The sequence below is a fragment of the Streptomyces sp. YIM 130001 genome, assembly GCF_003574445.1.
In the GTDB taxonomy this organism is placed as follows: Bacteria; Actinomycetota; Actinomycetes; order Streptomycetales; family Streptomycetaceae; genus Streptomyces.
This window is the reverse complement of the sequence record NZ_KZ984551.1, coordinates 400733-425322: the sequence shown is the minus strand read 5'-3', so window position 1 is coordinate 425322 and position 24590 is coordinate 400733. Positions and strand designations below refer to the sequence as shown.

Genomic DNA, 24590 nt, shown 5'->3' with positions numbered 1-24590 from the left:
TACGCAACCGGCCGGTCCCTGGGATGCGTGGTAGCCGCAGAAGAAGTGGCCTACGCCACACCGGGGTGCCCGAACTGTGAGAGATCGGCCACCCGCACCAGCGATGAACTCGCGTACGCTGACGGCTCACTCGCAACGGCGACCGGGTCCGGTGCAGCACACCCCGCCGGTTCGCCGTCTCCGAGGGACCACTGGGAGGTACGTACATGTCGGGGACGTCCGCGGCTGCTTCGGCGCGCCCTTCAGGGCTTGTCCGGCTTCTGCGCAGCCCCGGCGGAGCCAATCGCTGGGTGGTCCTCTTCGTCCTCTGCGTGAGTCTGCTGCTCGTCGCCGTCGACGCGACCGTGCTGCACGTCGCCGTTCCGGAGGTCACCGAGGACCTCAAGCCGGGCGGTATCGAGCTGCTCTGGATCGTCGACGCGTATCCCTTGGTCTGCGCCTCGCTGCTCATCCTCTTCGGCACGCTCGGCGACCGGGTCGGCCGCAGGCGTGTCCTGCTCATCGGGTACGGCTTCTTCGGTCTGGCCTCCGCTCTCGCGGCCTTCGCCCACACCCCTCAACTCCTGATCGCGGCGCGGGTGCTGCTCGGGGTCGGCGGCGCCATGATCATGCCCGCCACTCTGTCGATCCTGCGCCAGGTCTTCCCCGACCGGCGCGAGCGCGCCATCGCCGTCGGTGTCTGGAGCGCGGTCGCCGCGATCGGTGCGGCCTGCGGTCCCCTGCTCGGCGGCTTTCTGCTCGAGCACTTCTGGTGGGGCGCGGTCTTCCTGATCAACATCCCGCTGATGCTGGTCAGTCTCCCCGTCGGCCGCTGGCTGCTGCCGGAGTCGACGGGTTCGCAGGACGGTCCCTGGGACGTGGTCGGTGCGCTGATCGCTGCGGCGGGCCTCTTCAGCTCCGTCTTCGCGGTGAAGCAGGCGGCGTCCCAGGGCTTGTTCGCGCCCGTCACGCTGCTGTCGCTGCTGCTCGGCGGCCTGCTGCTCACGCTCTTCGTACGCCGACAGCGGCGCCGTACGCATCCGCTCGTGGACCTGAGCCTGTTCGCGCGGCCGGCCTTCGGCACCTCGGTGAGCTGTGTCGTCCTTGCGGTGCTCGCCCTGGTCGGCCTGATGCTGATAGCCGCCCAGTACCTGCAGCTCGTCCTCGGCCTCTCGCCGCTCGAGACCGGCCTCAGGATGCTGCCGCTCACCTTCGCGGCGATGGCCGCAGGGCTCGTGGGCGGCAAGCTGCTGCAGCGGCTCGGCCCGCGTCTGATGGTCGCGGTCGGCTTCACCGTCACCGCGGCCGCCGTGCTCACCCTCACCTTCATGGGGCCGCACGACAATCTGCCGCTGCTGATCGTCGGTTTCGTGGCCCTCGGCTTCGGCCTGCAGACGACACTCTTCGGCTCCTACGAGTCGATGCTCAGTGAGGCCCCCGCCCATCAGGCGGGCGGCGCCGCGGCGATCGGCGAGACCTCGTACCAACTCGGCGCCGGCGTGGGCACGGCCCTGCTCGGCAGTGTCATGAACGCCGCCTACGCCCCGGGCCTCACCTCCGTGCCCGGTGTCCCCACCGGAGCCGGCCAGGCGGCCGGTCACTCGCTCGGCGAGGCCTACCAGATCGCCGCCCGGCTCGGCGGCGGAGCAGGTGAGGCACTGCGCGACGCGGCACGCGAGTCCTTCGTGCACGGGCTGCATGTGACGCTCTACGTGAGTGCCGCACTGCTCGCCGTCGGCGCACTGGCCGCTCTGAAGCTGCCGCGCACGATGGACAACGGCCTCGAGCAGTCCTCCGCGCCTCAGAGTGGTGGTGCCACCGAGCTGAAGCCCCGTGCCGCGGAGATGACCGCCGAGCAGCCGCGCCGTGCCAACGGAGTCCCGGCTCCCGCGTCCGGGGACCGCACGGCGTTCGCGAGCGAGACCTCCCGCTGACCGCCCCATCGGCGCCACTGCGCGCCGGAGGCTCTGGACGAAGCGGACACCGGACCCGTACGTTCGGCGGAGCATGCGACTACCGCTGCTAGTTTTCCGTACGTGCCGGAGGCCCGCGATGTCCGCAACACCGTCCTCGAAGCTCCCGCCCTTCGCCCCCGACGACCCGCTCGGCCTCGACGATCTGCTCGATCCGGAGGACCTCGCGATCCGGGCGTCCGTACGCGACTGGGCCACCGACCGGGTCCTGCCGCACATCGCCGACTGGTACGAACGCGGCGAACTCCCCGGCATCCGTGAACTGGCCCGCGAACTCGGCTCGCTCGGCGCCCTCGGCATGTCCCTGGAGGGATACGGCTGCGCCGGTGCGAGCTCCGTCCAGTACGGCCTCGCCTGTCTCGAGCTGGAGGCCGCCGACTCCGGGATCCGCTCCCTCGTCTCCGTCCAGGGCTCCCTCGCCATGTACGCCATCCACCGCTTCGGCTCCGAGGAGCAGAAGCGGCACTGGCTGCCGGGCATGGCCGCGGGCGAGATCATCGGCTGCTTCGGCCTCACCGAGCCCGACCACGGTTCCGATCCGGCGGGTATGCGTACCTACGCGAAGCGGGACGGCACCGACTGGGTCCTCACCGGCCGCAAGATGTGGATCACCAACGGATCGGTCGCCGGGGTCGCCGTGGTCTGGGCGGGAACCGACGACGGTGTCAGGGGATTCGTCGTACCGACGGACAGTCCGGGATTCTCCGCACCGGAGATCAAGCACAAGTGGTCGCTGCGCGCCTCGGTCACCAGCGAACTCGTCCTGGACGAAGTGCGGTTGCCCGCTGACGCGGTACTGCCGGAGGTGACGGGGCTGCGCGGACCGCTCAGCTGCCTGAGTCACGCGCGCTACGGAATCGTCTGGGGCGCCATGGGCGCCGCACGCTCCTGCTTCGAGTCGGCGCTCGAATACTCCAAGTCCCGCGAGCAGTTCGGACGCCCGATCGGTGGCTTCCAGCTCACCCAGGCCAAGCTCGCGGACATGGCACTCGAACTGCACAAGGGAATCCTGCTCGCCCATCACCTGGGCCGCCGCCTGGACGCCGGCCGCCTGAGGCCCGAACAGGTCAGCTTCGGAAAGCTGAACAATGTCCGGGAGGCCATCGACATCTGCCGTACTTCGCGCACCGTCCTCGGTGCCAACGGCATCTCGCTCGAGTACCCGGTGATGCGGCATGCCACGAATCTCGAATCGGTGCTCACGTACGAGGGCACCGTCGAGATGCACCAACTGGTGCTCGGCAAGGCGCTCACCGGACTCGACGCGTTCCGGTGAGCCACCCGCCGGTCAGCTCTGGTTGAAGAACCCGTCCGCCGGGCGCCCCGGGGCTTCGCCGTTCACGATCCGGGTGTCCGACGGGCTGAGCAGGAAGACCCGGTTGGCCACGCGCTCGATGGAGCCGCGCAGGCCGAAGGTCAGGCCGGCCGCGAAGTCCACCACGCGCTTGGCGTCGGCGGGATCCATGGCCGTCAGGTTGATGATGACCGGGACCCCGTCCCGGAAGAGTTCTCCGATGGCGCGGGCGTCCCGGAATCCGTCCGGGGCGATCGTGCCGATGCGGCGCCCCTTCTCCTCGGCCGCCTCTGTCGCCACCCGCACGCGTGGGTCGGTCACCCAGGCGGCTTCGCCGGGTTCGGACCTCGCGGCCGTGTCGTCGTCGTAGTCGTCGTCGTAGCCCGCGTATGCACGCTCGTCATCGTTGTCGTCGACGAGGCCAAGCCAGGCACTCGCCTTGCGCACCGATCCCATGGACGCCTCCTCTCACAGCGGTTCCCTGCCGTCCGCACCCCTATGGTCGTCCATGATGCGGATGCGACGCCAAGGGGATAGTCGCCGCGCGGGGTTTTCGTGACGCGACTGGTGCAGAACGTGCCCCGATTCTTCAAGGGTCTTGCTGCACAAGGCTGCTGACAGTGAGTGAAATATTATTTGTTGTGGCGTACGGGTGATGTCGGCGTGTCCCGGGGTGCGGGGTGGTCGATAGCATGCGGGCCGCGTTGCATGCGGTGTGCTCGCGAACGTCTCACGGGGAGCAGTCTTGTTCGGAATCGTCAGGCCCTGCAGCCATCATCTCGGCGAGGGGCTGACCACACAGTGGATGGCTCATCTGTGCGGTCTCTGCCTCGCGCTGCGGGGTGACCACGGGCAGTTCGCCAGGGTCGTCACGAATTACGACGGGTTGCTCGTCTCGGTTCTGACGGAGGCTCAGGCGGAGCGCAGCGACGGCCGGCGGCGTACGGCAGGGCCCTGTCCGCTGCGCGGGATGCGGACCGCGTCGGTGGCACGCGGTGAGGGGGCCAGGCTCGCGGCCGCCGTCTCGCTGGTGCTCGCCTCGGCCAAGGTCCGTGACCATGTCGCGGACCGGGACGGCGTGCTGGCCCGCAAGCCGCTCGCCCTGGCCGCCCGCAAGGTGGCCGGTGGCTGGGACCGGGCGGGTGCCCGTACCGGAGCGGCCGTCGGGTTCGACACCGCGGTGCTGGTCGACGCCGTGGACCGGCAGTCCGGCATCGAGGTACTGGCGGGGCCCGGGACGTCGCTGTTGGTCGTGACCGAACCGACCGAGACCGCGACCGCTGCCGCCTTCGCGCACACTGCTGTGCTCGCGGGTCGGCCCGGGAACGCCGGGCCACTCGCGGAGGCCGGACGTCTCTTCGGGCGGCTCGCGCATCTCCTCGATGCTGTGGAAGACCGGCAGGCCGATGCCGCCGCCGGTGCCTGGAACCCGCTGACGGCCACCGGGACCCCGCTCGTCGAGGCCCGCCGGCTCGCCGACGACGCGCTGCACGGTATCCGCCTCGCCCTGCGTGACGCCGAGTTCACCGACAGCGGGCTCGTCCATCAGCTGCTCGCGCACGAACTGCACCGCTCCGTCGACCGCGCCTTCGGCACCACCAGCTGCTCCCACCAGGCTCCGGGCGGCGGTCGTCCCTACTCGGACGGTGGACCCGGGAATCCGTACGGCGGGCAGGGCGGGGGCAATCCCTACGGCGGGGGAGGCGCGGGCAATCCGTATGGGCCCGGCGGACCTGGTGGTCCCGGTGGGCCGGGAGGCTTTCCGGGGCCCGCTCCGCAGCCCGAGAAGCGTGGATTCTGGGCCGGCTGCGGGATGTTCACGCTCCTTTGCTGTACCTGCAAGCTGTGCTGCGCCAAGGAGTACGAGGGGCCCTGGTCGCGCAAGAGGCGCGAGGGCTGCTGCCGTGACTGCGACTGCTGCGATTGCTGCGACTGCTGCGACTGCTGATCCGCAGGGGGCGACGACGGCACTGTCGTCGCGCTGAACTGTGCCCCGACGCGCGGGTGTTCGTTCGGACCGCACGGCCGAAAGGTGCTCTTGTGCGGTCCGACGGCTCGCCCAATACTCCCGAACAGCGCTTGTCAGGGTCACAACTTGTCGGGAATACGGGCAGGTTTCCCCGGCTGCGCCTCACGGGCCCGGCATTGAGCCGCGCCCCCGATTCCCCTCGGGAGGAACGACAAGTGAGGATCAAGCGCACCACCCCCCGCAGTGGCATCGCGAGACGGACCCGGCTGACCGCCGTGGCCACCGGACTCGTGGCCGCGGCCGCTCTGGCCGTACCTTCGGCGAACGCCGACGACGCCGGCACCTTCAGCTCCGCCCAACTGGCCGAGGCCGGCGACGCGGTGCTCGATGCCGATGTGGCCGGAACCGCCTGGCACGTCGACCCGAAGACGAACCGCCTGGTGGTCACGGTGGACAGCACCGTCTCCCAGGCCGACATCGACACGATCAGACGCGAGGCGGGGGCGCAGGCAGGCGCCCTCGACATCGAGCGCACGACAGGGAAGTTCAGCAAACTGATCTCCGGCGGCGACGCCATCTACGCGTCCAGCTGGCGTTGCTCGCTCGGCTTCAACGTCCGTAGCGGCAGTACGTACTACGCCCTCACCGCCGGGCACTGCACCGACGGCGCGGGCACCTGGTACACCAACTCGGCGAAGACCACGACGCTCGGACCCACCGCGGGATCCAGCTTCCCCGGCAACGACTACGGTCTGGTGCGCTACTCCAACGGCTCCCTCGACCACCCCGGCACCGTGGGCGGTCAGGACATCACCAGCGCCGTCAACGCCACCGTCGGCATGTCCGTCACCCGGCGGGGTTCCACCACGGGTACGCACAGCGGCAGCGTCACCGGGCTCAATGCCACCGTGAACTACGGCGGCGGTGATGTGGTCACCGGCATGATCCGGACCAACGTCTGTGCGGAGCCCGGCGATTCGGGCGGTGCGCTCTACTCCGGGACCCGGGCCGTCGGCCTGACCTCCGGAGGCAGCGGCAATTGCAGTTCCGGCGGTACGACCTTCTTCCAGCCCGTCACCGAGGCACTCGGGGCGTACGGCGTCAGCGTCTACTGACCTGTCGCGGGCGAGCCTCCTTCCCAACTCCGGGGCGGGGGCTCGCCCTTCGCGCATCGGTCGGATCGCTGTTCGGAACGAAGGAATCCGGACAGGACTAGTCCTCACCCATTGCCCATCGGTGTTAGCAGCGGGTGTTTGCAACGGGAACCGACGTGCGCCGACCTGGATATGTGAACGTCGCGAGGGCGCGCAGTGGTTGTCGCGTGCGCGTCCTGAAGTCGACCTTGTGTGCGACGGGTGAGCATGGGAATAGTTGCTGCCACCCAATTGGCATGGACGCGACTGCGGGCAATTCCCCTGACATGTCCCGCAATTCGTCTCCATGTCGGTACGCCTCCGGGCTGCCGTGGCCTTCGGTCCCGGTCGGCCCGACCCCCCACAGGAGGACGTGACTTGAAGCACCGACGCATACCCAAGCGACGGATAGCAGTGGCAGGAGCGGGAGTTGCCGCCCTGGTGGCAGCGGGAGTGACGTTCCAGACTGCGAACGCCAGCGAGGACGCTCCGGCCCCGGAGCTGAAGACCCTCTCGGCGACGGCGGCGGGCAAGCTCGCCGACACGCTCGGCAAGGACCTCGGCAGCGCCGAGGCCGGGACGTACTACGACGCCAAGGCGAAGGCCCTGGTCGTCAACGTCCTGGACAGCGACGCGGCGAAGGCCGTCGAGCAGACCGGTGCCAAGGCCAGAGTCGTGGACCACTCGCTCGCCGAGCTGAAGTCGGCTCGTACGACGCTCACCGAGAAGGCGACCATCCCGGGCACCTCGTGGGCCACCGACCCGACGACGAACCAGGTCGTCGTGACGGCGGACCGTACGGTCAAGGGTGCCGACTGGTCGAAGCTCAGCAAGGTCGTCGAGGGACTCGGCGGCAAGGCCGAACTGAAGCAGACCAAGGGCGAGTTCAAGAAGTTCGCCGCCGGTGGTGACGCGATCCTCAGTGGTGGCGGCCGCTGCTCGCTCGGCTTCAACGTCGTCAAGGACGGCGCCCCTGCCTTCATCACCGCGGGTCACTGCGGCGAGGCCGGCAGCAGCTGGGAGGACGCCGACGGCAACCCGCTCGGCACCATGGAGGACTCGCAGTTCCCGGACAACGACTTCGCCATCGTCAAGTACGACGACGGAGCCGAGGCGCCGAGCGAGGTCAACCTCTACGACGGCTCGACGCAGCCGATCGCCCAGGCCGCCGAGGCGACCGTCGGACAGGCGGTGCAGCGCAGCGGTTCCACCACGCAGGTCCACGACGGCGAGGTGACCGCGCTCGACGCCACCGTGAACTACGGCAACGGTGACATCGTCAACGGTCTGATCCAGACCACCGTCTGCGCCGAGCCCGGCGACAGCGGCGGCTCGCTCTTCGCGGGCGACTCCGCGCTGGGCCTCACCTCCGGCGGCAGCGGTGACTGCAGCGGCGGCGGCGAGACCTTCTTCCAGCCGGTGCCCGAGGCGCTCGACGTACTCGGTGCGGAGATCGGCTGATCCAGCAGTTCCACGGGTGAGCCGCCGCTCACTCGGTGAAGGGTCCGGTCCGCTTCTGCGGGCCGGACCCTTCGTCCGTTCGCGTTCAGGACGGCCGGTTCAGGATGGCCGGTTCAGGACGGGGTTCAGGAGGGCCGCGCCGCGGACTCCTCCGCCGCGACGGCTCCCGCACCGCCGCCGGACTTCTTCACTCCGCCCTTGCGCAGGCCCGCGGCGAGCAGGGTCACGGCGGTGCCGACCACCGCCCAGGCGGAGAGCACGAGCAGGGGCCCGGTGACCGCGTTGCCCTGGAAGTAGGCGATGGAACGCGCCACCCACGTACCCGCGCCCGGCGGCAGTGCCGGTCCGATCGCCTCCCAGAACGGCGGCAGCATCGGCAGCGGGAAGGCCCCGCCCGCACTCGGATTGCCCGCGATCACGATGAGCAGGATCGCCAGGCCGATCCCGACGATGCCGAAGACCCCCTGCAGGGCGAGGGTGGCCGCACCGACCGCGAAGGTGACCAGTGTGCCGAGGCCCCACAGCGCCGCCACACTGCCGGGCAGTGCGCCGAGCACCGGCCCGATGATGATCGCGCCGCCGAGCCCGCCGACCGCGGATACCAGGGCCATCGCGCCGAGCCGGATCACCGCGCGCTTCGGGTTCGCGGGCCGTGCGCCGGTGCTGATCGCCAGGATCGAGGCGCACAGGTAGCCGCCCACGCACCAGCCGACCACCAGGTAGAACGACGACAGGCCGTTGAAGTCCTGGGCCGATGCGGCCGCCACGTCGACGGTCCGTGCGGTGCGTTGTTCGGACCCTTCGACCTGCCTGGTCAGTGTCTCGAGCGCGGTGGAGAGCGCCTTGCCGCCGCCGGAGGCGACCAGCAGGGTGTCGGTGCCGGAGCGAGGATCGACGACCAGGGCGCCGTCGATCTCCCGGTTCATGATCTGCTTGCGCGCCTGCGCCTCGCCGGCCACGGTGCGGGCGTCCAGCGGCTTGCCCGGCAGCTTCTCGAGCCGGGCGACGGTCTGCTCGGCGGCCTGGGCCGTGGGAGCCGCGACGCCGAACGAGACGTCCGAGGGCTTCGGATGATGCAGGGCACCCACGTACGAGGCGATGAACAGGAGTTGCAGCGCGATCACGCCGGCGACGAGCAGGGCGGCCCGCGGGGTGACGGCGTGCTTCACCTCGGTGAGGAGGCCCGGCGGGCGCGGAGAGGGACCGGGGGAGGAAGCTGACTGCGACATGCCCCCACGTTCGCCCCCTCGGTGAGGGGCCGCAGCAGGGAGGGGGCGAACGGGTGGCCGGTTCGGTGGCGCCCGCGCCCGTTTCTCCGGGCTCACGCCACATGGGGCGCGGTCGCGGCCGGGCGTGCCGCCGCGGGGCCGAACCGGTTACGGGCGTGGTCGGCGACGGTCTCGAGGCGACGGGCCCTCTCGTCGTCCGGATCGAGAAGCAGTTGGCGGGAGGTCAGCTCGTCGGCGATCAGCTCCTCCGCCCGCAGGCCGAGCACCCGGACCCGGGCACGCTGCAGGGCGAGCCGGTCGTGGAGCTCGTAGGCCAGCGAGGTCAATGCGGGGGTATGGGCGGTGGGTTCGCGCAGCGTACGGGTGCGGGTCGTGGTGGAACGGTCCGCGTGGCGGACGGTGAGGGTGAGGGCACGGGCCGCCTGGGACTCCGCGCGCAGCTGCTGCCCGAGCCGGTCGGTGAGGGTGAGCAGGGCGGCGCGCTGACGGCTCCGGTCCAGCTCGTCGTGGCCGAAGCCGTGCTCGACCCGCATCGACCGGGGCGGGGCCGAGGGGACCACCGGAGTCGGGTCGAGGCCGCGGGCCGCTTCGTGCAGGCGGCGGCCCGCGGTGACGCCCAGGATCCGCTGCAGGGTGCCGAGTGGGGCGGCGGAGATCCGGCCGACGCTGTCCAGACCGTACGAGGACAGCGCCCGCGCGGTCGCGGGACCCACTCCGTGCAGCGCGGGCGTGGGCTTCCCCGCGAGGAAGGCGGTGACCTCGTCGATGTCGTCGGGCAGGCTGCGCACCGCCGAGGGCGGGCCGTCGGCCGCGACCATCCGGGCCAGCATCGGGTTCGCGGCGACGCCGACCGTCGTGCGGATCCCGTACAGGCCTCCCGTACGGGCCCGGATGCGTTCCGCGAGGGCCGGGGCGTCCGTGCCGAAGTAGCGCAGGCTGCCGGAGACGTCGGCCAGGGCCGCGTCCGGCGGCAGCGCCTGCACCAAGGGGGTGTACTCGGCGAGCAGGGTGAGCAGCCGTGCATGGAACTGCTCGTCCGGCAGATCGTGGAAGTGGACGTACAGAATCTTCATCCCGCGCTCCCCGGGCTCTGGTGCCACAGCTTCCGGCTCTGTTTGACGGATTCGCCGGGCGGTTGCAGGTCCGCCCAGGGGTGCAGGGCGTAGCCGGTCTCCAGTTGGATGCTGCGGCCGTTCGTGGCGGCAGGGGACTGCGGCTGTCCGGCGGTGAGGCGTTCGGTGACCGCCGACAGGCCGCCCGTGCCGCGCAGTTCGGCCAGTTCGGCGAGGTCCCAGGCGGCGGAGCCGGTCACCGAGAGCGCCTTGCCGCTCCCGCCGCCGCGGCGCTGCACCACCCCGCGTACCAGCAGCAGCCAGGAGTGGAAGACGGTGTGGGCGCAGGCGTCGTGGCTGTCCTCGAAGAACGCGCAGTCCACGAGTCCCGAGGTGTCGTCGAGCGTGGCGAAGATGACGCGCTTGCCGGAGCGGACCGGCGGAGTCTGTACGGCGCCCTTCGCGCCGGCCACGAGTACCACCTGGCCGTGCGGCAGATCCTTCAGGCGGTGGGCGGGTACGGCACCGAGTTCGTTCAGCAACTCCCGGTGGTCGCCCAGGAGATGGCGGGAGGTGTCCATGCCGAGCACGCCGAGTTCGGCGGCGAGCCGTTCGGCGTCGTTCAGGTCGGGCAGCTCGGCGGGGGCGACCGTGCTCGGTGCGCCGTCGGCCTCGCCCAGCGTCAACTGCCCCTGGGCGCCGCGGCGTCCGCTGTGGTGCAGCTCGGTGATGTGCAGCAGCAGATCGCGGCGGTTGCGGCCGAAGGTGTCCAACGCGCCTACCTGGGCGAGGCGTTCGGCGACCGGCCGGGTGGGCCGGGCCCGGGAGAGGAAGTCCTGCAGCGAGCTGTAGGGGCGGCCCTCGGAGATCCGCCGCGCCTCGTCCTCGCTCATGCCGTGCACGTCGCTCAGGGCGAGCCGGATGCCGGGCAAGGAGCCCTCTTCAGACACCAGTTCGATTTGATAGGCGGAGTCCGACGCGTTCACATCGAGCGGCAGGATCGGCACTCCCTCCCGCCGCGCGTCCGCGAGCAGCAGCCGCTTCGGGTACATCCCGGGGTCGTGGGTGAGCAGTCCCGCGTAGAAGGCGGCCGGATGATGGGCCTTCAGCCACGCCGACTGGAACGACGGCACGGCGAAGGCGACGGCGTGCGCCTTGCAGAAGCCGTACGCCCCGAAGGCCTCGATGATCTCCCAGGTCCGCTCGACGACCTCTTCGTCGTACCCGCGCCCGCGCGCCTCCTGTGCGAACCACGCCCGCACCCGTCCGACCAGGTCGGCGCGCGACAGGGCGCGGCGTGTGTAGTCGGCGAAGGCGAGGGTGCAGCCGGTCATGACGTGCAGGATCCGGATGATCTGCTCGTGGAAGACGACCACGCCGCACGTCTCGCGCAGGGCGCCCTCCAGGTCCGGGTGCGGGTAGCGCGGTGCCTGCCGTCCGTGCCGGGCCTTGATGAACGGATCGACCATGTTCGCCGCGACCGGCCCGGGCCGGAACAGCGAGATGTCGACGACGAGATCGTGGAAGGTCTCGGGCTGAAGCCGGGCGATGAGATCGCGCTGACCGGGCGACTCGGTCTGGAAACATCCCAACGTCCGTGAGGACTTGATGAGTTGGAACGTCCTCGGGTCGTCCGGCGGCACCTGCGCGGCGTCGTCGAGGTCGATGTGCCGCCCCGTCGCGCGCCCGATCTCCGCCACGGCGTGCGCCATCGCGGACTGCATCCGCACCCCGAGCACGTCCAGCTTCAGCAGACCGAGGTCCTCCACGTCCTCCTTGTCGAACTGGGACATCGGGAAGCCCTCGCCGCTGGTCGGCACCACGGGGGTGCGCTGCAGCAGGGTCGCGTCCGAGAGCAGTACGCCGCAGGGGTGCATGGCGATGCCGCGGGGGAGTGCGTCCAGGGCCTCGACCAGATCCCACAGCCGCGGGTCGTACGTGTCCGGGTCGATGCCGCGCAGCTCCGGCAGCTCCTGCAGGGCGGAGCGGGCGTCCCGGGCCCGGATGTGCGGGAAGGACTTCGCGAGGCGGTCCACCTCGGCCGGCTCCATGCCGAGCGCGAGGCCGACGTCGCGCACGGCGTGCCGTACCCGGTAGGTCTCCGGCATGGACACGGTGGCCACCCGCTCCGTGCCGAAGCGGCCGATGATCGCCCGGTAGGCCTCCAGCCGGCGGGCGGACTCCACGTCGATGTCGATGTCGGGCAGCTCCCTGCGTTCGTCGGACAGGAAGCGCTCCATCAGCAGGCCGTGCTCGACGGGGTCGGCGGTGGCGATGCCGAGCAGGTGGTTGACCAGGGAGCCCGCGCCGGAGCCGCGGGCGGCGACCCGGATGCCGAGGCCGCGGATGTCGGAGACGACCTGGGCGACGGTGAGGAAGTACGAGGCGAACCCCTGCTGCTCGATCAGGCGCAGCTCGTCCTCGAGCCGTTCCCAGCGGCGGCGGTCCCGGTCGTGGTGGCGCAGCACCATCCCGGCGGCGCACTGCGAACGCAGGACCCGATCCGGCGTGCGCCGGTCCGCGCCCACCAGGCCCGGCTCCGGGAAGTGCACCCGGCCGAGCCCCAGGTCGTCCTCCGGATCGACTCGGCAGGCGGCGGCGGTCTCCTCGGTGACGTGCAGCAGCCGGCGTGCGGTGTTCGTGCGGTATCCGGCGGCCTCGGCCACCTGTCCGGCGATCCGGGCCATGTCGGGGACCGGTTTGAGCCACCGCTCGCCGCTGTCCTGCTCGCCGCGCGGATCGATCGGTACCAGGCGGCGCGCGGAGTCCAGGACGTCCGCGACCGCCCCTTGGCCGGGGTCCGCGTACCGTACGGCGTTGCTCAGGACCGGGAGGATTCCCTGGTCGGCGGCGAAGCCGAGGGCGCGGGCGGCCGACCGAAGAGAGCCGGGGGCGGTGCCGCTCAGGCCGTGGCAGACGACCTCGATGCGCAGGGCGCCGGACCCGTACCGCTCCCGCCAGGGCGCGAGCAGCCGGGTGGCGCGGTCGGCGCGGCCCGCGATCAGGGCGCGGCCGACGTCCGAGTCGGGGCCGAGCAGTACGGTGACGCCTTCGCCGCCGAGCGCGTCCCAGGGCAGCAGCGGTCGCCGGCCGTCCACCGCGTCCGCGTGCGCGGCGCTGACGAGCCGGCACAGCTCGGCCCAGCCGTGCGCGCCGTCCCGGGCGAGGAACACGGCGCGTTGTGCCGACTCGTCGACGAAGGCGCCGCCGCGGGCCGGTGTGCGCCGTCGCTCCGTACGCCCGGCCGCCTGGACGGGGGCCGCCACGGCGAGATCCACGCCGAACAGCGGCCGGACGCCGGAGCGGCCCGCCGCCTTGGCGAAGCGGACGGCGCCGCCGAGGGTGTCCCGGTCGGTCAGGGCGATCGCGTCCATCCCGCGCTCGGCGGCCCGCTCGGCGAGCCGGTCGGGGTGCGAGGCGCCGTACCGCAGGGAGAACCCGGAGGCGGTGTGCAGATGCGTAAATCCCCGCACCCGTACCACCGCCTTGCCATTGATCGCCCCCGCTTCCCTGCTGCCCCACCAGCCACTTCGAGCTGGTCACTCCACCATAGACCCTATCGAACGTACATGCGATTCGGTGTGCGGTGGAGGATGTGCGGGTTCCGTGCGGGGGTCTGCGGCGGGCGGCGCGGTGGTCAGTTGGCCCAGGGCGGGGAGAGCCGGGTGCCGTCCTCGAGGAGGGCGGTGAGGCCGAGGGTGGTGGTGACCCAGGAGACGGCCGGGGCGGTGGAGTGGTTCTCGACTCTCAGGGTGGTGCCGGCGCGGACGATGACCGTGTCGCCCGCACACACGGTCTCGGTCCCGCCGTCGAGGGTCATCTCCAGGGTGCCGTCGAGCAGGTGGAAGATCTCCTCGCGGTCGACGGTGTGCGCGGGTGCCCGGGTGCCCGCGGGGATCTCCCCTCGCCAGGCGCACAACTCCCGTGCCCCGCTGGTGGAGTTGGCGTACGACACGAAGCGGGCGCCGTGGATCTCGTGGACCACGGCTTCGGATGCGCGGATAACGGACATGGCAGGACCTCCATAGGGGTTATGGTCAAGCTACTTGTCCATATGGTCAAGTTACTTGACCGTTGTGTCAAGATGGCTCCGTGCAGCACCAAGAAGCGATGGCCCTGACCGCCACCCTGCTCGCCGCCGCCGGCGAGCTGACCCAGCGCATCCACGACGGCGTCGTCAGCCGCGGATTCGACGACCTCAGGCCCGCCCACGGATTCGCCTTCACCCGGCTCGCCCCCGACGGCGCCACCGCGACCGAACTCGCGGCCCACCTCGGCGTGACCAAGCAGGCCGCAGGCCAGTTCGTCGACGAGCTGGTGCGCAAGGGGTACGTGGAACGCCGCTCCCACCCGGACGACGCCCGCGCCCGGCTCGTGGTCCTCACCGAACGCGGCTGGGCCTGCACCCGGGCGGCGCAGGAGGCGGCCGCCGAGGCGGTGCGACCCTGGGCGGACCGGCTCGGTGAGGAGCGCCTGCGTCAACTGGCCGGGGATCTCGCCGGGTTGGCGCACGGAGGGCCGATCCGCCCCCTGTGGTGAGACCGCTTCGGCGGGGCGTCTCGCGGGGGTGGCCCGTCCGTTGCGCGCCGCAGGGGCGCCCGGCCTGGATCGGCCGGACGCCCCTGCGGTGCTGTGTGCTGTGTGTGCTGTGTGCCGGATCAGCCGTGCCGGCGACTCACGGCGGCCCGCCGGCGGGCGGTACCGAACAGCACGGCCGCACCCGCGGCGAGGACCGCCGCTCCGCCCATCGCGATGTACGGGGTGGTGCTGTTGCCGCCGGTCTCGGCGAGGTCCTCCCGGGCGGCCACGGGCTCGGTGCCGCCGCCCTTCGCCTCCGGCGCGTTGCCCGCACCGTCGGCCGCCTCGGCCGCGCCTTCGTCGGTGGTCCCGTGGCCCTCGTGCGCCGAGTCGCCGCCGTGCCCGCTGTGGTCCACGGTCGACTCGCCCGCGCCCTTCTCGATCTGGTCCTCGCTGGGTGCGGCGGCCTTCGGGGCGTCGGCCGCGGCGCCGCTGTCCTTGCCGAACGTCACGTCGGAGCAGGTGTAGAACGCCTCGGGCGAGTCCGAGCGCTGCCAGATGCTGTAGATCAGGTGGCGGCCCGACTTCTTCGGGATGTCACCGTCGAAGACGTAGTCCCCGTTCGTCAGGGTCGGGTCGGTCACCTTGGCGAACGGCTTCGACTCCAGGTCGGACCACTTCAGCGGCTTCGACGGGTCGTAACCGTCCTTCGTGATGTACAGCTCGAACGAGCCCTTGTGCGGGGCGGTCGCCTTGTACCGGAAGGTGTGCTTGCCCGCCGCCAGGTCGCTCGCGGGCCAGTCGGCGCGCGGCAGGTCGAGGCCCTTGTACTTGTCGCGGCCGGCGCTGCACAGCTTGCCGTCCGGGATGATCTCGCGGTGCTTGCCTGCGGCGTCCCCGATGTTGACCTCGTTCCAGTCGTAGAACGCCTGGGCGCCGCTCTCGCCGACGGCCGCCTTGCAGGCCGCGGACTGGGGGGACTCCGGGCCCTCCTCGAAGCAGGCCGACACCCGGCTCACCGGGTCCGTCATCGAGCCGTGCGCCGCGGCGGGCGAGGTCGCGAGCGCGGTCAGCGCGAGCGGGGCGACGCCGAGGGCGGCGACGGCCGGGACTATGCGGCGGCGAACGGTCATGGTGGATCTCCTTCGAGCGGTTCGTACGGTGCGGGGGGAGGGTGCCGGAAGGGTGCGTACCGCGGCCGTCGTACCCCTGGCTCGGGGTCGCGCCGACGGGTGCCGAAGCCCTTCCGGTGATCAGCAAACTAGCCCCCGCGAAGGGCCGATTCGGCCGCTGAAGCGGGTACGGGGCGATCCTTAGGGCCCCGTTAAGGACCGGCTCAGTGATGATTAAGAGGGAGCCTGGAATGTCCGGAGCGTGTCGCCGGCGGGGGATGGGCGACCGGCACCCCGTCACCCCACCCAGCGGTAGCGGCGCTCGGGCCGCCCCGTGCCTCCGTACCTGAGCGTGACCTCGACGCGGCCGGTGTCGGCGAAGAACTCCAGATAGCGGCGCGCGCTGACCCGTGAGAGCGCGCCGAGCGCCGCGCACTCGCTCGCCGACAGTCCCGCCGGGTGCTCCCGCAGTACGCCCTCCACCAGATCGGCCGTCGGCGGCGCGAGTCCCTTCGGCAGCTCACGTGAGCCCGGTGGCCGGGTGCCGAAGATCTGGTCGACGTCCTTCTGCCGCGCCTCACCCAGGCCGTCGAGCCGGGTCCGCAGGGCCGCGACGTGCCGCAACTGCTCCTGCAGGGCTGTCGGGTTGAACGGCTTGATCAGATAGTGCAGCACCCCCGCCCGCAGCGCCGAACGGATCACCGCCGCATCCCGGGCCGCGGTGATGAGGAGCGCGTCGACGCCCGTACGGGACGGATCGCGCTCTTCCGCCGCGCGCAGCTCGCGCAGCACGCTGATCCCGTCCATATCGGGCAGATACACGTCGAGCAGGAGCAGATCGGGACGCAGCCGATCGGCCGCGCGCAGCGCATCGGCGCCGGTGTGCGCCACACCGACGACCGAGAACCCGTCCAGCGCGGAGACGCAGCGGCCGTGCAGCTTCGCCACCATGAAGTCGTCGTCCACCACCAGCACCTTTGTCACCGCGCCAGGCTAGAGGGTGTGCGCATGGTCCCGGGAGTGTCCGGCGGATACGGGGGCGGCCCCTACGGGACTCCCACCGTGCCTCCCGGATGCGACCACAACGACCACAACGTTCGTTGCTTGCGGAAGCGGGACAGCTTGTTTACGCGCAGGCAACATGTGGGCCACCTCACAAGCCGTCCCGGCGGCTCCGCGGGCCGGACCACCCCCTGTCCGGCCCGCACCCGTACTCCCACGAAACCTGCTCAACTCCCCGTACCCGCAAGGATATTGCCCAACTCCCCGTCCCCGGACCGCGTTCACACCCAACCCCTCCGACCCACAGGTGGTGGCACACGTGCGCCTGCGCACCCCCTCGGCCCTCCTCGGGGCCGCCGTACTCGTGCTCGCCGGGCCCCCGCTGATCAGCAGCGGCAGCGGCTCCGACACCGGAACCCAGATTCCCGGCCTGCGCCTGATGGTCCCCAACTCCCCGGGCGGTGGTTACGACATCACGGCCCGCACCGCCGCCAAGGATGCCGAGGACGCCGGACTCACCCACAACATCGAGGTGTTCAACCTGCCGGGAGCCGGTGGCACCGTCGGCCTCAGCCGGCTCGTCGGCGAACACGGCAACGGCAAGCTCGCGATGTCCATGGGCCTCGGCGTGGTCGGCGCCGCCCGCTCGAACCACTCGCCCCAGACCCTCGCCGACACCACCCCGATCGCCCGCCTCACCGAGGAACCGGACGTCGTGGTCGTCGCCAAGGACTCTCCGTACAAGGACATCGAGCAGCTCGCCGACGCCTGGAAGAAGAATCCGGGCAAGCTCCCCGCGGGCGGCGGCTCGTCCCCGGGCGGTCCCGACCACATGGCCACGATGCTGACGGCGCGCGCCTCCGGCATCAAACCCAAGGACGTCAACTACATCCCCTACGACGGCGGCGGCGAACTGCTCGCCTCGATCCTCGGCAACAAGGTCGCCTTCGGCGTCTCCGGAGTAGGCGAGTACCTCGACCAGATCAAGTCCGGCGAACTGAGGCTGCTCGCCGTCACCGGGCCCAACCGCGTCAAGGGCCTGGACGCACCGACCCTCCAAGAGGCGGGCTACGACGTCGACTTCACCAACTGGCGCGGCATCGTCGCGCCCCCGGGCCTCTCCGAGGCGCAACGCGACAAGCTCACCGGCCTGGTCAGGAAGCTGCACGCCTCGCCCGAGTGGAAGGAGTCGATGACCAAGAACCGCTGGGACGACGCCTTCCTCACCGGCGACAAGTTCGGCGAGTTCCTGGCCGCGCAGGACCGCCGCGTGGTGTCCGTACTGAAGGAGCTGGGTCTGTGACCTCCACCGACACGCCACCCGACGAGGAACCCACCCAGGGGTCTGCCCAGGAGCTCAGCGGCCGCCGGGCCTGGCTGCGCGAGCACTCCGAACTCGGCGTCAGCGTCCTGTTGTTGGCCCTCGGCGTGCTCGTTCTCACCGACGCCCTCACGATGGACATCGACATCTCCCAGCGCGGCCCCGTCGGCCCGCGCACCGTCCCGATCGCCGTCGGCATCGGACTGCTCCTCATCGCCGCCCTGCTCGCCGTCGACGTGCTGCGCGGCGGCCGCGGAGAGGCCGAGGGCGGCGAGGAGGTCGACCTCACCGAGCCCGCGGACTGGCGCACCGTGCTGCTCCTGGCCGGGGTGTTCCTCGCCACCGCCGTCCTCATCGAACCGCTCGGCTTCCCCATCGCCGGCGCCGTCCTCTTCTGGGGCGCGGCCTTCGCGCTCGGCAGCCGGCGCATCGACCGGGATCCGCTGATCGCCGCCGTGCTCTCGGTCGCCACCTACGGACTCTTCAACAACCTGCTCGGTGTCCCTCTGCCCGGCGGTCCACTGATGGGAGTGCTCTGACGTGAACGCCCTCAACTCCCTGCTCGACGGCTTCGGAACCGCCCTCACCCCGATCAACCTGCTCTGGGCCGCGATCGGCGTCCTGCTCGGCACGGCGATCGGCGTGCTGCCCGGCATCGGCCCCGCGATGGCGGTCGCCCTGCTGCTCCCCGTCACCTACGGGCTCGATCCGACCGGCGCGTTCATCATGTTCGCCGGGATCTACTACGGCGCGATGTTCGGCGGCTCGACGACTTCCATCCTGCTCAACACCCCGGGGGAGACGGCGGCGGTCGTGGCCGCCATCGAAGGCAATCCGATGGCCAAGTCCGGTCGCGGTGCCCAGGCGCTCGCGGCCGCCGCCATCGGACACTTCGCCGGCGGCATGATCGGCACCATCCTGCTGGTGGCCCTCGCGCCCGCCGTCGCCGACCTGGCCGTCGACATCGGCGCGCCGGACTACTTCGCCATCATGGTCCTGGCGTTCATCGCGGTCACCTCGGTGCTCGGTTCGTCACGGATCCGCGGTCTCGCCTCGCTGCTCATCGGCCTCACCATCGGCCTGGTCGGCCTCGACCAGATGACCGGGCAGCAGCGCCTGACCTTCGGCACGCTCCAACTCGCCGACGGCATCGACGTGGTGATCGTCGCGGTCGGTCTCTTCGCCATCGGCGAGGCCCTCTGGATCGCCGCCCATCTGCGCCGCTCCGCAGGCGAGGCGATCCCGGTCGGCCGCCCCTGGCTCGGCCGGAGCGAGCTGCGCCGCAGCTGGAAGCCCTGGCTGCGCGGACCGGTCATCGGCTTCCCGTTCGGCGCGATCCCGGCGGGCGGCGCGGAGATCCCGACGTTCCTCAGTTACGTCACGGAGAAGCGGCTCTCGAAGCACAAGGACGAGTTCGGGAAGGGCGCCGTCGAAGGCGTGGCGGGACCCGAGTCGGCCGCGTCCGCGTCCGCGGCCGGCACGCTGGTCTCGATGCTGACACTCGGCCTGCCCACCACGGCCGTCGCGGCCGTGATGCTCGCCGCGTTCCAGCAGTACGGCATCCAGCCCGGACCGCTGCTCTTCGAACGCGAACCCGACCTGGTCTGGGGCCTGATCGCCTCGCTGTTCGTCGGCATGGTGCTGCTGCTCGCGCTCAATCTGCCGCTCGCACCGGTGTGGGCCAAGCTCCTCAAGATCCCGCGGCCGTACCTGTACGCGGGCATCCTGTTCTTCGCCGCCGTCGGTGCCTACGCCGTCGGGGGAGAGTCCTTCGACCTGGTGATCCTGCTGGTCATCGGCCTCATCGGCTTCGGCATGCGGCGCTACGGACTGCCGGTGCTGCCCGCCGTGATCGGTGTGATCCTCGGCCCGGCCGCGGAGCAGCAGTTGCGCCGCGCGCTGCAGATCAGCGACGGCAGTGTCAGTGGACTCGTCAACACCCCGTTCTCCGTGACGGTCTACGTGATCGTGGCGCTCCTGCTCGCCTGGCCGCTCCTGAAGAAGCTGCTGCCCGGGCGGACGGCTACCGCCGCGCCCGGGCAGGCCGCGGCGGAAGAGACGGACACGAGTCAGGAGAAGACGGGTGAGGAGGAGGGCAAGAACTAGCGGCGGGTGAACCTCAGCCGTCCGGCCACCAGGTCCTGTGAATGTCGCGGCGAACCTCGGGACGTGGCCGGGCGGTTTCCTCGCGAAGCTCCTGCTCACGACGGCTCGCGGGCCTGCGGATCGGCTTCTGCACGGTCTGGCGGCGCATGGCGGCCTCCTGGGGTCGTGTCCCGGGCGTTCTGTGCCTTCACAGAAGGAGACCCGGAACGAAAGCCTTGCTCATCGCTCCGGATCTGTCAGTGGCGCCCATCACGCACGTGGTACCCACCGCTGCTCTGCCACAAGCCCCCACCGCGTCACGGGTTTCGGCCGGCGCCGACAGTGTGCCGCCTGCGGTGCGCGACGGTGCGCTGTCGGTGCCGGCTGCGAGGATCCCCGCATGACTACATCGAGGCCGGACGGCCGTCCCGCACGCCACACCGAGATCGTCGACGTCCACCTGGTGGTTCGCCGCGGGGACGAGGTACTGCTGGCCCGCCGCCGGGGCACGGGGTACGCGGACGGGCTGCTGCACGCGCCGTCCGGCCATGTGGAGTCCGGTGAGGACGTGCGGGACGCCGTGATCCGCGAGGCCCGCGAGGAGGTCGGTCTCGAGCTCGCACCCGGGGATCTGCGCGTCGCGCTCGTGATGCAGCACCAGGCGCCGGGCGGCGACACCCGGACCGGCTGGTTCTTCGAGACGGCCGACGGCGCGGGCGGGGAGCCGTACAACGCGGAGCCGCACAAGTGCTCCGAGCTCACCTGGCACCCGCTCGCCGCGCTGCCCGACGACCTGGTCGCCTACTGCCGTGCGGGACTCGACGCCTATCTGGCGGGCGACCGGTTCGTGCTGCACCGCCACGCCCCCGACGATCCGATCGCCCACCGGCCGGGCGGCCCCTCGCGTTCCGTGCCGCTGCCCGCTACGGACGCCGCGCCGTCGGCGGCCGACAGCGGACGGGTGCACGGCGCCGTGCACCACATCGAGCTGTGGGTGCCGGACCTGCACCGGGCGGCGGCCTCCTGGGGCTGGCTGCTCGGCCGGCTCGGCTATCTGCCGTACCAGCACTGGGAGTTGGGCCGCAGCTGGCGGCGCGCGGACACCTATCTGGTCGTCGAGCAGTCGCCTGCCCTGACCGGGGCGCAGCACGAGCGGACCCGACCGGGACTCAACCACCTGGCCCTGCACGTCCGTGACCGCCCGGCCCTCGACGCCCTGGTCGCCGAGGCCCCGGCGCACGGCTGGACGCTGCTCTTCCCCGACCAGCATCCGTACGCGGGCGGGGCCGAACACTGCGCGGCCTACCTGGAGAACGGCGACGGATTCGAGGTGGAGCTGGTCGTCGCCCGCTGAGCGCCCCGTCTCCGGGGGAGCGCCCGCCTGTCAGGAGACGAGGCGCTCCAGCCCCCGGCCCCTGGCGACGCGTTCCAGCTCGTCGAGCGCCCGCACCGCCTCCGCGGCGGCCCCCGGATCGCGCTCGGCGAGACCGCTCCGGGCGAACTCGTCCTCGTCCAGGCGCAGTACGGTGCGACCGTCCGCCGAGCACCACAGGTCGAGGTCGAGATCCTCCACCCGTACCTCGCCGTCACCGGCCACCGCGGGCCTGGTCACGTCGCAGTACCAGCCCTTGAGTGAGCCGTCGGCCGCCCGGACCGCCTTGACCGCGTACCAGCGGTCGCGCCAGTAGTGCTCGGTGAACACATCGCCCGGCTCGAAGCGGAACGCGCCGAAATCGCGCACCCCGTCGCCGGCCCACGCGGCCCGCAGACTCACCCGCGTCCCGTCGTCGTGCAGCAGCAGCGCCGGGTAACGGATCTTCGTACGGCCCGACTTGACGAGCACGATCTCCATCGGGGTACCCGGCTCAACCGAGGGTGCGGACATGGCGTACCTCCCTGGCGCAGACTTCGTAGCCGAAGGACTTGTTGACGGCGAGCATCGGGGCGTTCTCCGTGTCGTTGCCGGTGAACGCCTCGGTGTAGCCGGCCGCCGCGGCCCGGTGCAGGGAGTGGCTCTTGACCAGCCTGGCCAGACCGCGGCCCCGATGGGCGCGAGCCGTTCCCGTCATGCCCGACATGTAGCGCGTACGCCCGTCGGTGCGGGCCGCGGTGAACGCGACGGGCACGCCGTGCTCGACCGCCACCGTGGTCAGTTCGTGGTCCAGGCAGGGATGGGCCCAGGTCGTACGCAGCCAGTCGTCGTAGTCGTCGAGTCGGGCGGCGACATCGCCCGGTTCGTCGGCCGTCGTCTCCGCGTCGAGGCCGAACAGCGGCCTCGGGTCGTTGGCGAAGTCCGCCGCGCTGCGGAGCTCCACTCCGGCCGGCGCGGGCACGAGCGGCGGCAGCGTCTCCTGCGTCAGGTCGAGGCGCAGGAAGTGCGCCGAGCGGCTCGGCCGGTAGCCGTGCGCGGCGGCGAAGGCGAGGTGGGCGGGCTCGTCGAGCACCCACGAGTACACCGCGGTGGCTCCTTGGGCGGCCAGATACTCCTCCGCCGCGCGCAGCAGGCGGGTGCCCAGTCCGTGCCCGCGGTGCTGCGGGTGCACATAGATGTTCGCGTTGGCCTGTCCCGGTTCCGGGCTCTCGTACGCCAGGCCGATCTCCCCGCGGGCGACGATCTGTCCGTCCCTCTCGCCGACCAGGATCCGCTGACGGGCGGCGGCCGCGACATGGTCGAGCGCCCAGACCATCGCCTCCGGTGTGACCACCAGGAACGGGATCGCGGCACGCAGCACCGCTGCAGCACCCTCGGCGTCATAGGCGCGGAATTCTCGGACAGTCATGCTCATGGACCCGCACGTTACGGCGCACACCCGTGCCCGCGCCCCCGGTTTTCCGGCGGGTGCGCGAGAATCGGCCCGTGACCCTCAAGCTCCGCATCGACCACCAGTCCGGCACCGCGCCCTACGAGCAGCTGCGGGCCCAGATCTCCGGCCAGGCCCGCTCCGGGGCGCTCCCGGTGGGCTACAAACTCCCCACCGTGCGCGGCCTCGCCGAGGAACTCGGCCTCGCCGCGAACACGGTGGCGAAGGCCTACCGCGCCCTGGAGACCGACGGGGTCATCGAGACCCGCGGCCGCCGCGGCACCTTCGTGGCGGCGGCCGACGACGCCGCGGCGCGCCGCGCCGCCGAAGCGGCCCGCACCTTCGCCGATGAGGCGCGACGCCTCGGCCTCGACCGGGCGGCGGCAGCGGCCGCCGCGGACCAGGCCCTGCGGGCCGTATACGGCTGAACACCCCGCCCCGGCAGGGCAGTTCGAGGCGACACGACCTCGGCCGGGCGCGACCTAGAGGTACAGCCCGGAGTCCGCCCCCGAGTCCCGCTGGTCCGGTACGGCCGTCGGGGAGATGCCGCGGCGCAGGGCGAACAGCTCCGCGAGGGTCGCCCCGTCCCGGTGCACGCCCTCGTCCGTGCCCAGCCAGTCGACCGCCTCGGTGTGGGTGAGCGGGCCGACCTCGATACGGGCCAGGCAGCGGCCAGGACGGACCACGGCCGGGTGCAGGCGTTCCAGATCCTCGTTGGTGGTGACGCCCACCAGGACGTTCCGCCCCTGGCCGAGCAGGCCGTCCGTGAGGTTGAGCAGCCGCGACAGCGCCTGCCCGGCAGTGTGCTTGGCCTCGCCGCGGATCAGTTCGTCGCAGTCCTCCAGGAGCAGCAGCCGCCAGCGTCCCTTGGCGCTGCCGTCGTCCTCGCCGATCGCGATGTCCATCAGATAGCCGACGTCGCTGAACAGCCGCTCCGGGTCGAGTACGCAGTCCACCTGGCACCAGTCCCGCCAGGACCGCGCCAGGGTGCGGAGCGCGGACGTCTTGCCGGTGCCGGGAGGTCCGTGCAGGAGCAGCAGCCGGCCCGCGATGTCCTTGGGCGTCACCTTCATCAGGGAGTCCATCGCCTCGGCCACCGGCGCCGTGTAGTTGGTCCGTACGTCGTCCCAGGCTCCTGCGGTGATCTGCCGGGTGGTGCGGTGCGGGCCGCGGCGCGGCGACACGTACCAGAAGCCCATCGCCACGTTGTCCGGCTGGGGTTCCGGCTCGTCGGCCGCGCCGTCCGTGGCCTCCTTCACCACGCGCTCGGCGACCTCGGCGCTGACCGCGGTGACCGTGACGTCCGCGCCGCGGCTCCAGCGGGAGACGAGCAGGGTCCAGCCCTCGCCCTGCGCGAGCGTGGCGCTGCGGTCGTCGTCGCGGGCCGAGCGCAGCACTTCGGCGTCCGGTGGGAGGAGGGTGAGTCCTGACTTGACCCGGTCGATCGAGGCGCTGTGGGAGTGCGGCTGCTCGCCCGTGGCGAAGCGGCCGAGGAACAGTGCGTCGACCACGTCCGCGGGGGAGTCGCTGTCGTCCACATTGAGTCGCATCGGCAGAGCGGACTGAGGATCTGCTGGCATGGCGTCCATGATCCGGCACCCCTGCTCTTCGCGCACGGCATTTGCGCCTCCCGTCCACGGTGCGGCGAGGGCCCGGAGCTG

20 protein-coding genes and 1 pseudogene are annotated in these 24590 nt (G+C 71.5%); 11 read left to right on the top strand and 10 right to left on the bottom strand.

Features of this window, described 5'->3' with window-relative positions; translation table 11 throughout:
- The first annotated feature begins 206 nt into the window (after positions 1-206).
- Together DSC45_RS09730 and DSC45_RS09725 are read left to right on the top strand one after the other, a co-directional pair.
- On the top strand, positions 207-1913 hold the full coding sequence (locus DSC45_RS09730) for an MFS transporter (protein ID WP_119289095.1): 1707 nt from the start codon (positions 207-209) through the stop codon (positions 1911-1913).
- A 118-nt stretch (positions 1914-2031) separates the two neighbouring features.
- A complete protein-coding gene (locus tag DSC45_RS09725; RefSeq protein ID WP_119289093.1) occupies positions 2032-3228 on the top strand; it encodes an acyl-CoA dehydrogenase family protein in 1197 nt (398 codons plus the stop codon).
- A gap of 12 nt (positions 3229-3240) precedes the next feature.
- On the opposite strand, the gene sepF is transcribed toward DSC45_RS09725, so the two are convergent.
- Positions 3241-3702, bottom strand: coding sequence for a cell division protein SepF (sepF, locus tag DSC45_RS09720; RefSeq protein WP_119289091.1), 462 nt, complete (start codon positions 3700-3702; stop codon positions 3241-3243).
- Between the two features lie 289 nt (positions 3703-3991).
- On the opposite strand from sepF, the gene DSC45_RS09715 reads away from it, so the two are divergent.
- The 3 genes from DSC45_RS09715 (at position 3992) to DSC45_RS09705 (ending at position 7809) form a co-directional block, all read left to right on the top strand.
- The gene (locus DSC45_RS09715) at positions 3992-5194 is read left to right on the top strand and encodes a DUF5685 family protein (RefSeq protein WP_205571289.1); all 1203 of its coding nucleotides are present in this window, start codon (positions 3992-3994) and stop codon (positions 5192-5194) included.
- A 236-nt stretch (positions 5195-5430) separates the two neighbouring features.
- Positions 5431-6330, top strand: a complete 900-nt coding sequence (locus DSC45_RS09710) for a S1 family peptidase (RefSeq protein WP_119289087.1) — start codon at positions 5431-5433, stop codon at positions 6328-6330.
- Between the two features lie 396 nt (positions 6331-6726).
- Positions 6727-7809: a S1 family peptidase gene (locus DSC45_RS09705; RefSeq protein ID WP_119289085.1), complete on the top strand. Its 1083-nt coding sequence runs from the start codon at positions 6727-6729 to the stop codon at positions 7807-7809.
- 125 nt (positions 7810-7934) lie between these two features.
- On the opposite strand, the gene DSC45_RS09700 is transcribed toward DSC45_RS09705, so the two are convergent.
- From DSC45_RS09700 to DSC45_RS09685, 4 genes are all read right to left on the bottom strand, one after another.
- On the bottom strand, positions 7935-9038 hold the full coding sequence (locus DSC45_RS09700; RefSeq protein WP_119289083.1) for an ABC-2 transporter permease: 1104 nt from the start codon (positions 9036-9038) through the stop codon (positions 7935-7937).
- Between the two features lie 92 nt (positions 9039-9130).
- On the bottom strand, positions 9131-10111 hold the full coding sequence (locus DSC45_RS09695; protein WP_119289081.1) for a DNA polymerase Y family protein: 981 nt from the start codon (positions 10109-10111) through the stop codon (positions 9131-9133).
- Entirely contained in the window at positions 10108-13563 is a 3456-nt protein-coding gene (locus DSC45_RS09690) for a DNA polymerase III subunit alpha (protein ID WP_119289251.1), read from the bottom strand. Before DSC45_RS09690 ends, DSC45_RS09695 begins: the two co-directional genes overlap by 4 nt.
- Positions 13564-13727: 164 nt before the next feature.
- Positions 13728-14102: a cupin domain-containing protein gene (locus tag DSC45_RS09685; RefSeq protein ID WP_119289079.1), complete on the bottom strand. Its 375-nt coding sequence runs from the start codon at positions 14100-14102 to the stop codon at positions 13728-13730.
- Positions 14103-14182: 80 nt separating this feature from the next.
- Between DSC45_RS09685 and DSC45_RS09680 the strand changes: the two genes are divergently transcribed.
- Positions 14183-14629, top strand: coding sequence for a MarR family winged helix-turn-helix transcriptional regulator (locus DSC45_RS09680; protein ID WP_119289078.1), 447 nt, complete (start codon positions 14183-14185; stop codon positions 14627-14629).
- 119 nt (positions 14630-14748) lie between these two features.
- On the opposite strand, the gene DSC45_RS09675 is transcribed toward DSC45_RS09680, so the two are convergent.
- Together DSC45_RS09675 and DSC45_RS09670 are read right to left on the bottom strand one after the other, a co-directional pair.
- Positions 14749-15741 carry a lytic polysaccharide monooxygenase auxiliary activity family 9 protein gene (locus DSC45_RS09675; protein ID WP_119289076.1) on the bottom strand — a complete coding sequence of 331 codons (993 nt, stop codon included), beginning with the start codon at positions 15739-15741 and terminating at the stop codon, positions 14749-14751.
- A 276-nt stretch (positions 15742-16017) separates the two neighbouring features.
- Positions 16018-16704, bottom strand: coding sequence for a response regulator (locus DSC45_RS09670; RefSeq protein WP_205571288.1), 687 nt, complete (start codon positions 16702-16704; stop codon positions 16018-16020).
- A gap of 337 nt (positions 16705-17041) precedes the next feature.
- Between DSC45_RS09670 and DSC45_RS09665 the strand changes: the two genes are divergently transcribed.
- From DSC45_RS09665 to DSC45_RS09650, 4 genes and pseudogenes are all read left to right on the top strand, one after another.
- A complete protein-coding gene (locus DSC45_RS09665) occupies positions 17042-18025 on the top strand; it encodes a Bug family tripartite tricarboxylate transporter substrate binding protein (RefSeq protein WP_162929177.1) in 984 nt (327 codons plus the stop codon).
- The gene (locus DSC45_RS09660) at positions 18022-18582 is read left to right on the top strand and encodes a tripartite tricarboxylate transporter TctB family protein (protein ID WP_119289070.1); all 561 of its coding nucleotides are present in this window, start codon (positions 18022-18024) and stop codon (positions 18580-18582) included. The genes DSC45_RS09665 and DSC45_RS09660 overlap by 4 nt, the downstream gene beginning before the upstream one ends.
- 1 nt (position 18583) lies before the next feature.
- Positions 18584-20149 carry a tripartite tricarboxylate transporter permease gene (locus tag DSC45_RS09655; protein ID WP_119289068.1) on the top strand — a complete coding sequence of 522 codons (1566 nt, stop codon included), beginning with the start codon at positions 18584-18586 and terminating at the stop codon, positions 20147-20149.
- Positions 20150-20561: 412 nt separating this feature from the next.
- Positions 20562-21482, top strand: a pseudogene (locus DSC45_RS09650) (NUDIX domain-containing protein); the annotation flags it as partial.
- 30 nt (positions 21483-21512) lie between these two features.
- Here the strand turns inward: DSC45_RS09650 and DSC45_RS09645 are convergent.
- Together DSC45_RS09645 and DSC45_RS09640 are read right to left on the bottom strand one after the other, a co-directional pair.
- Positions 21513-22013, bottom strand: coding sequence for a ribonuclease FAU-1 family protein (locus DSC45_RS09645; protein WP_119289065.1), 501 nt, complete (start codon positions 22011-22013; stop codon positions 21513-21515).
- On the bottom strand, positions 21994-22914 hold the full coding sequence (locus DSC45_RS09640; protein WP_119289063.1) for a GNAT family N-acetyltransferase: 921 nt from the start codon (positions 22912-22914) through the stop codon (positions 21994-21996). The genes DSC45_RS09645 and DSC45_RS09640 overlap by 20 nt, the downstream gene beginning before the upstream one ends.
- Before the next feature lie 71 nt (positions 22915-22985).
- Here DSC45_RS09640 and DSC45_RS09635 point away from each other — a divergent pair, with 71 nt between their 5' ends.
- Positions 22986-23357, top strand: coding sequence for a GntR family transcriptional regulator (locus DSC45_RS09635; protein WP_119289061.1), 372 nt, complete (start codon positions 22986-22988; stop codon positions 23355-23357).
- Positions 23358-23411: 54 nt separating this feature from the next.
- Here the strand turns inward: DSC45_RS09635 and DSC45_RS09630 are convergent, their stop codons facing one another.
- Positions 23412-24509, bottom strand: a complete 1098-nt coding sequence (locus tag DSC45_RS09630) for a DUF5925 domain-containing protein (protein ID WP_240434555.1) — start codon at positions 24507-24509, stop codon at positions 23412-23414.
- Between the last annotated feature and the right edge of the window lie 81 nt (positions 24510-24590).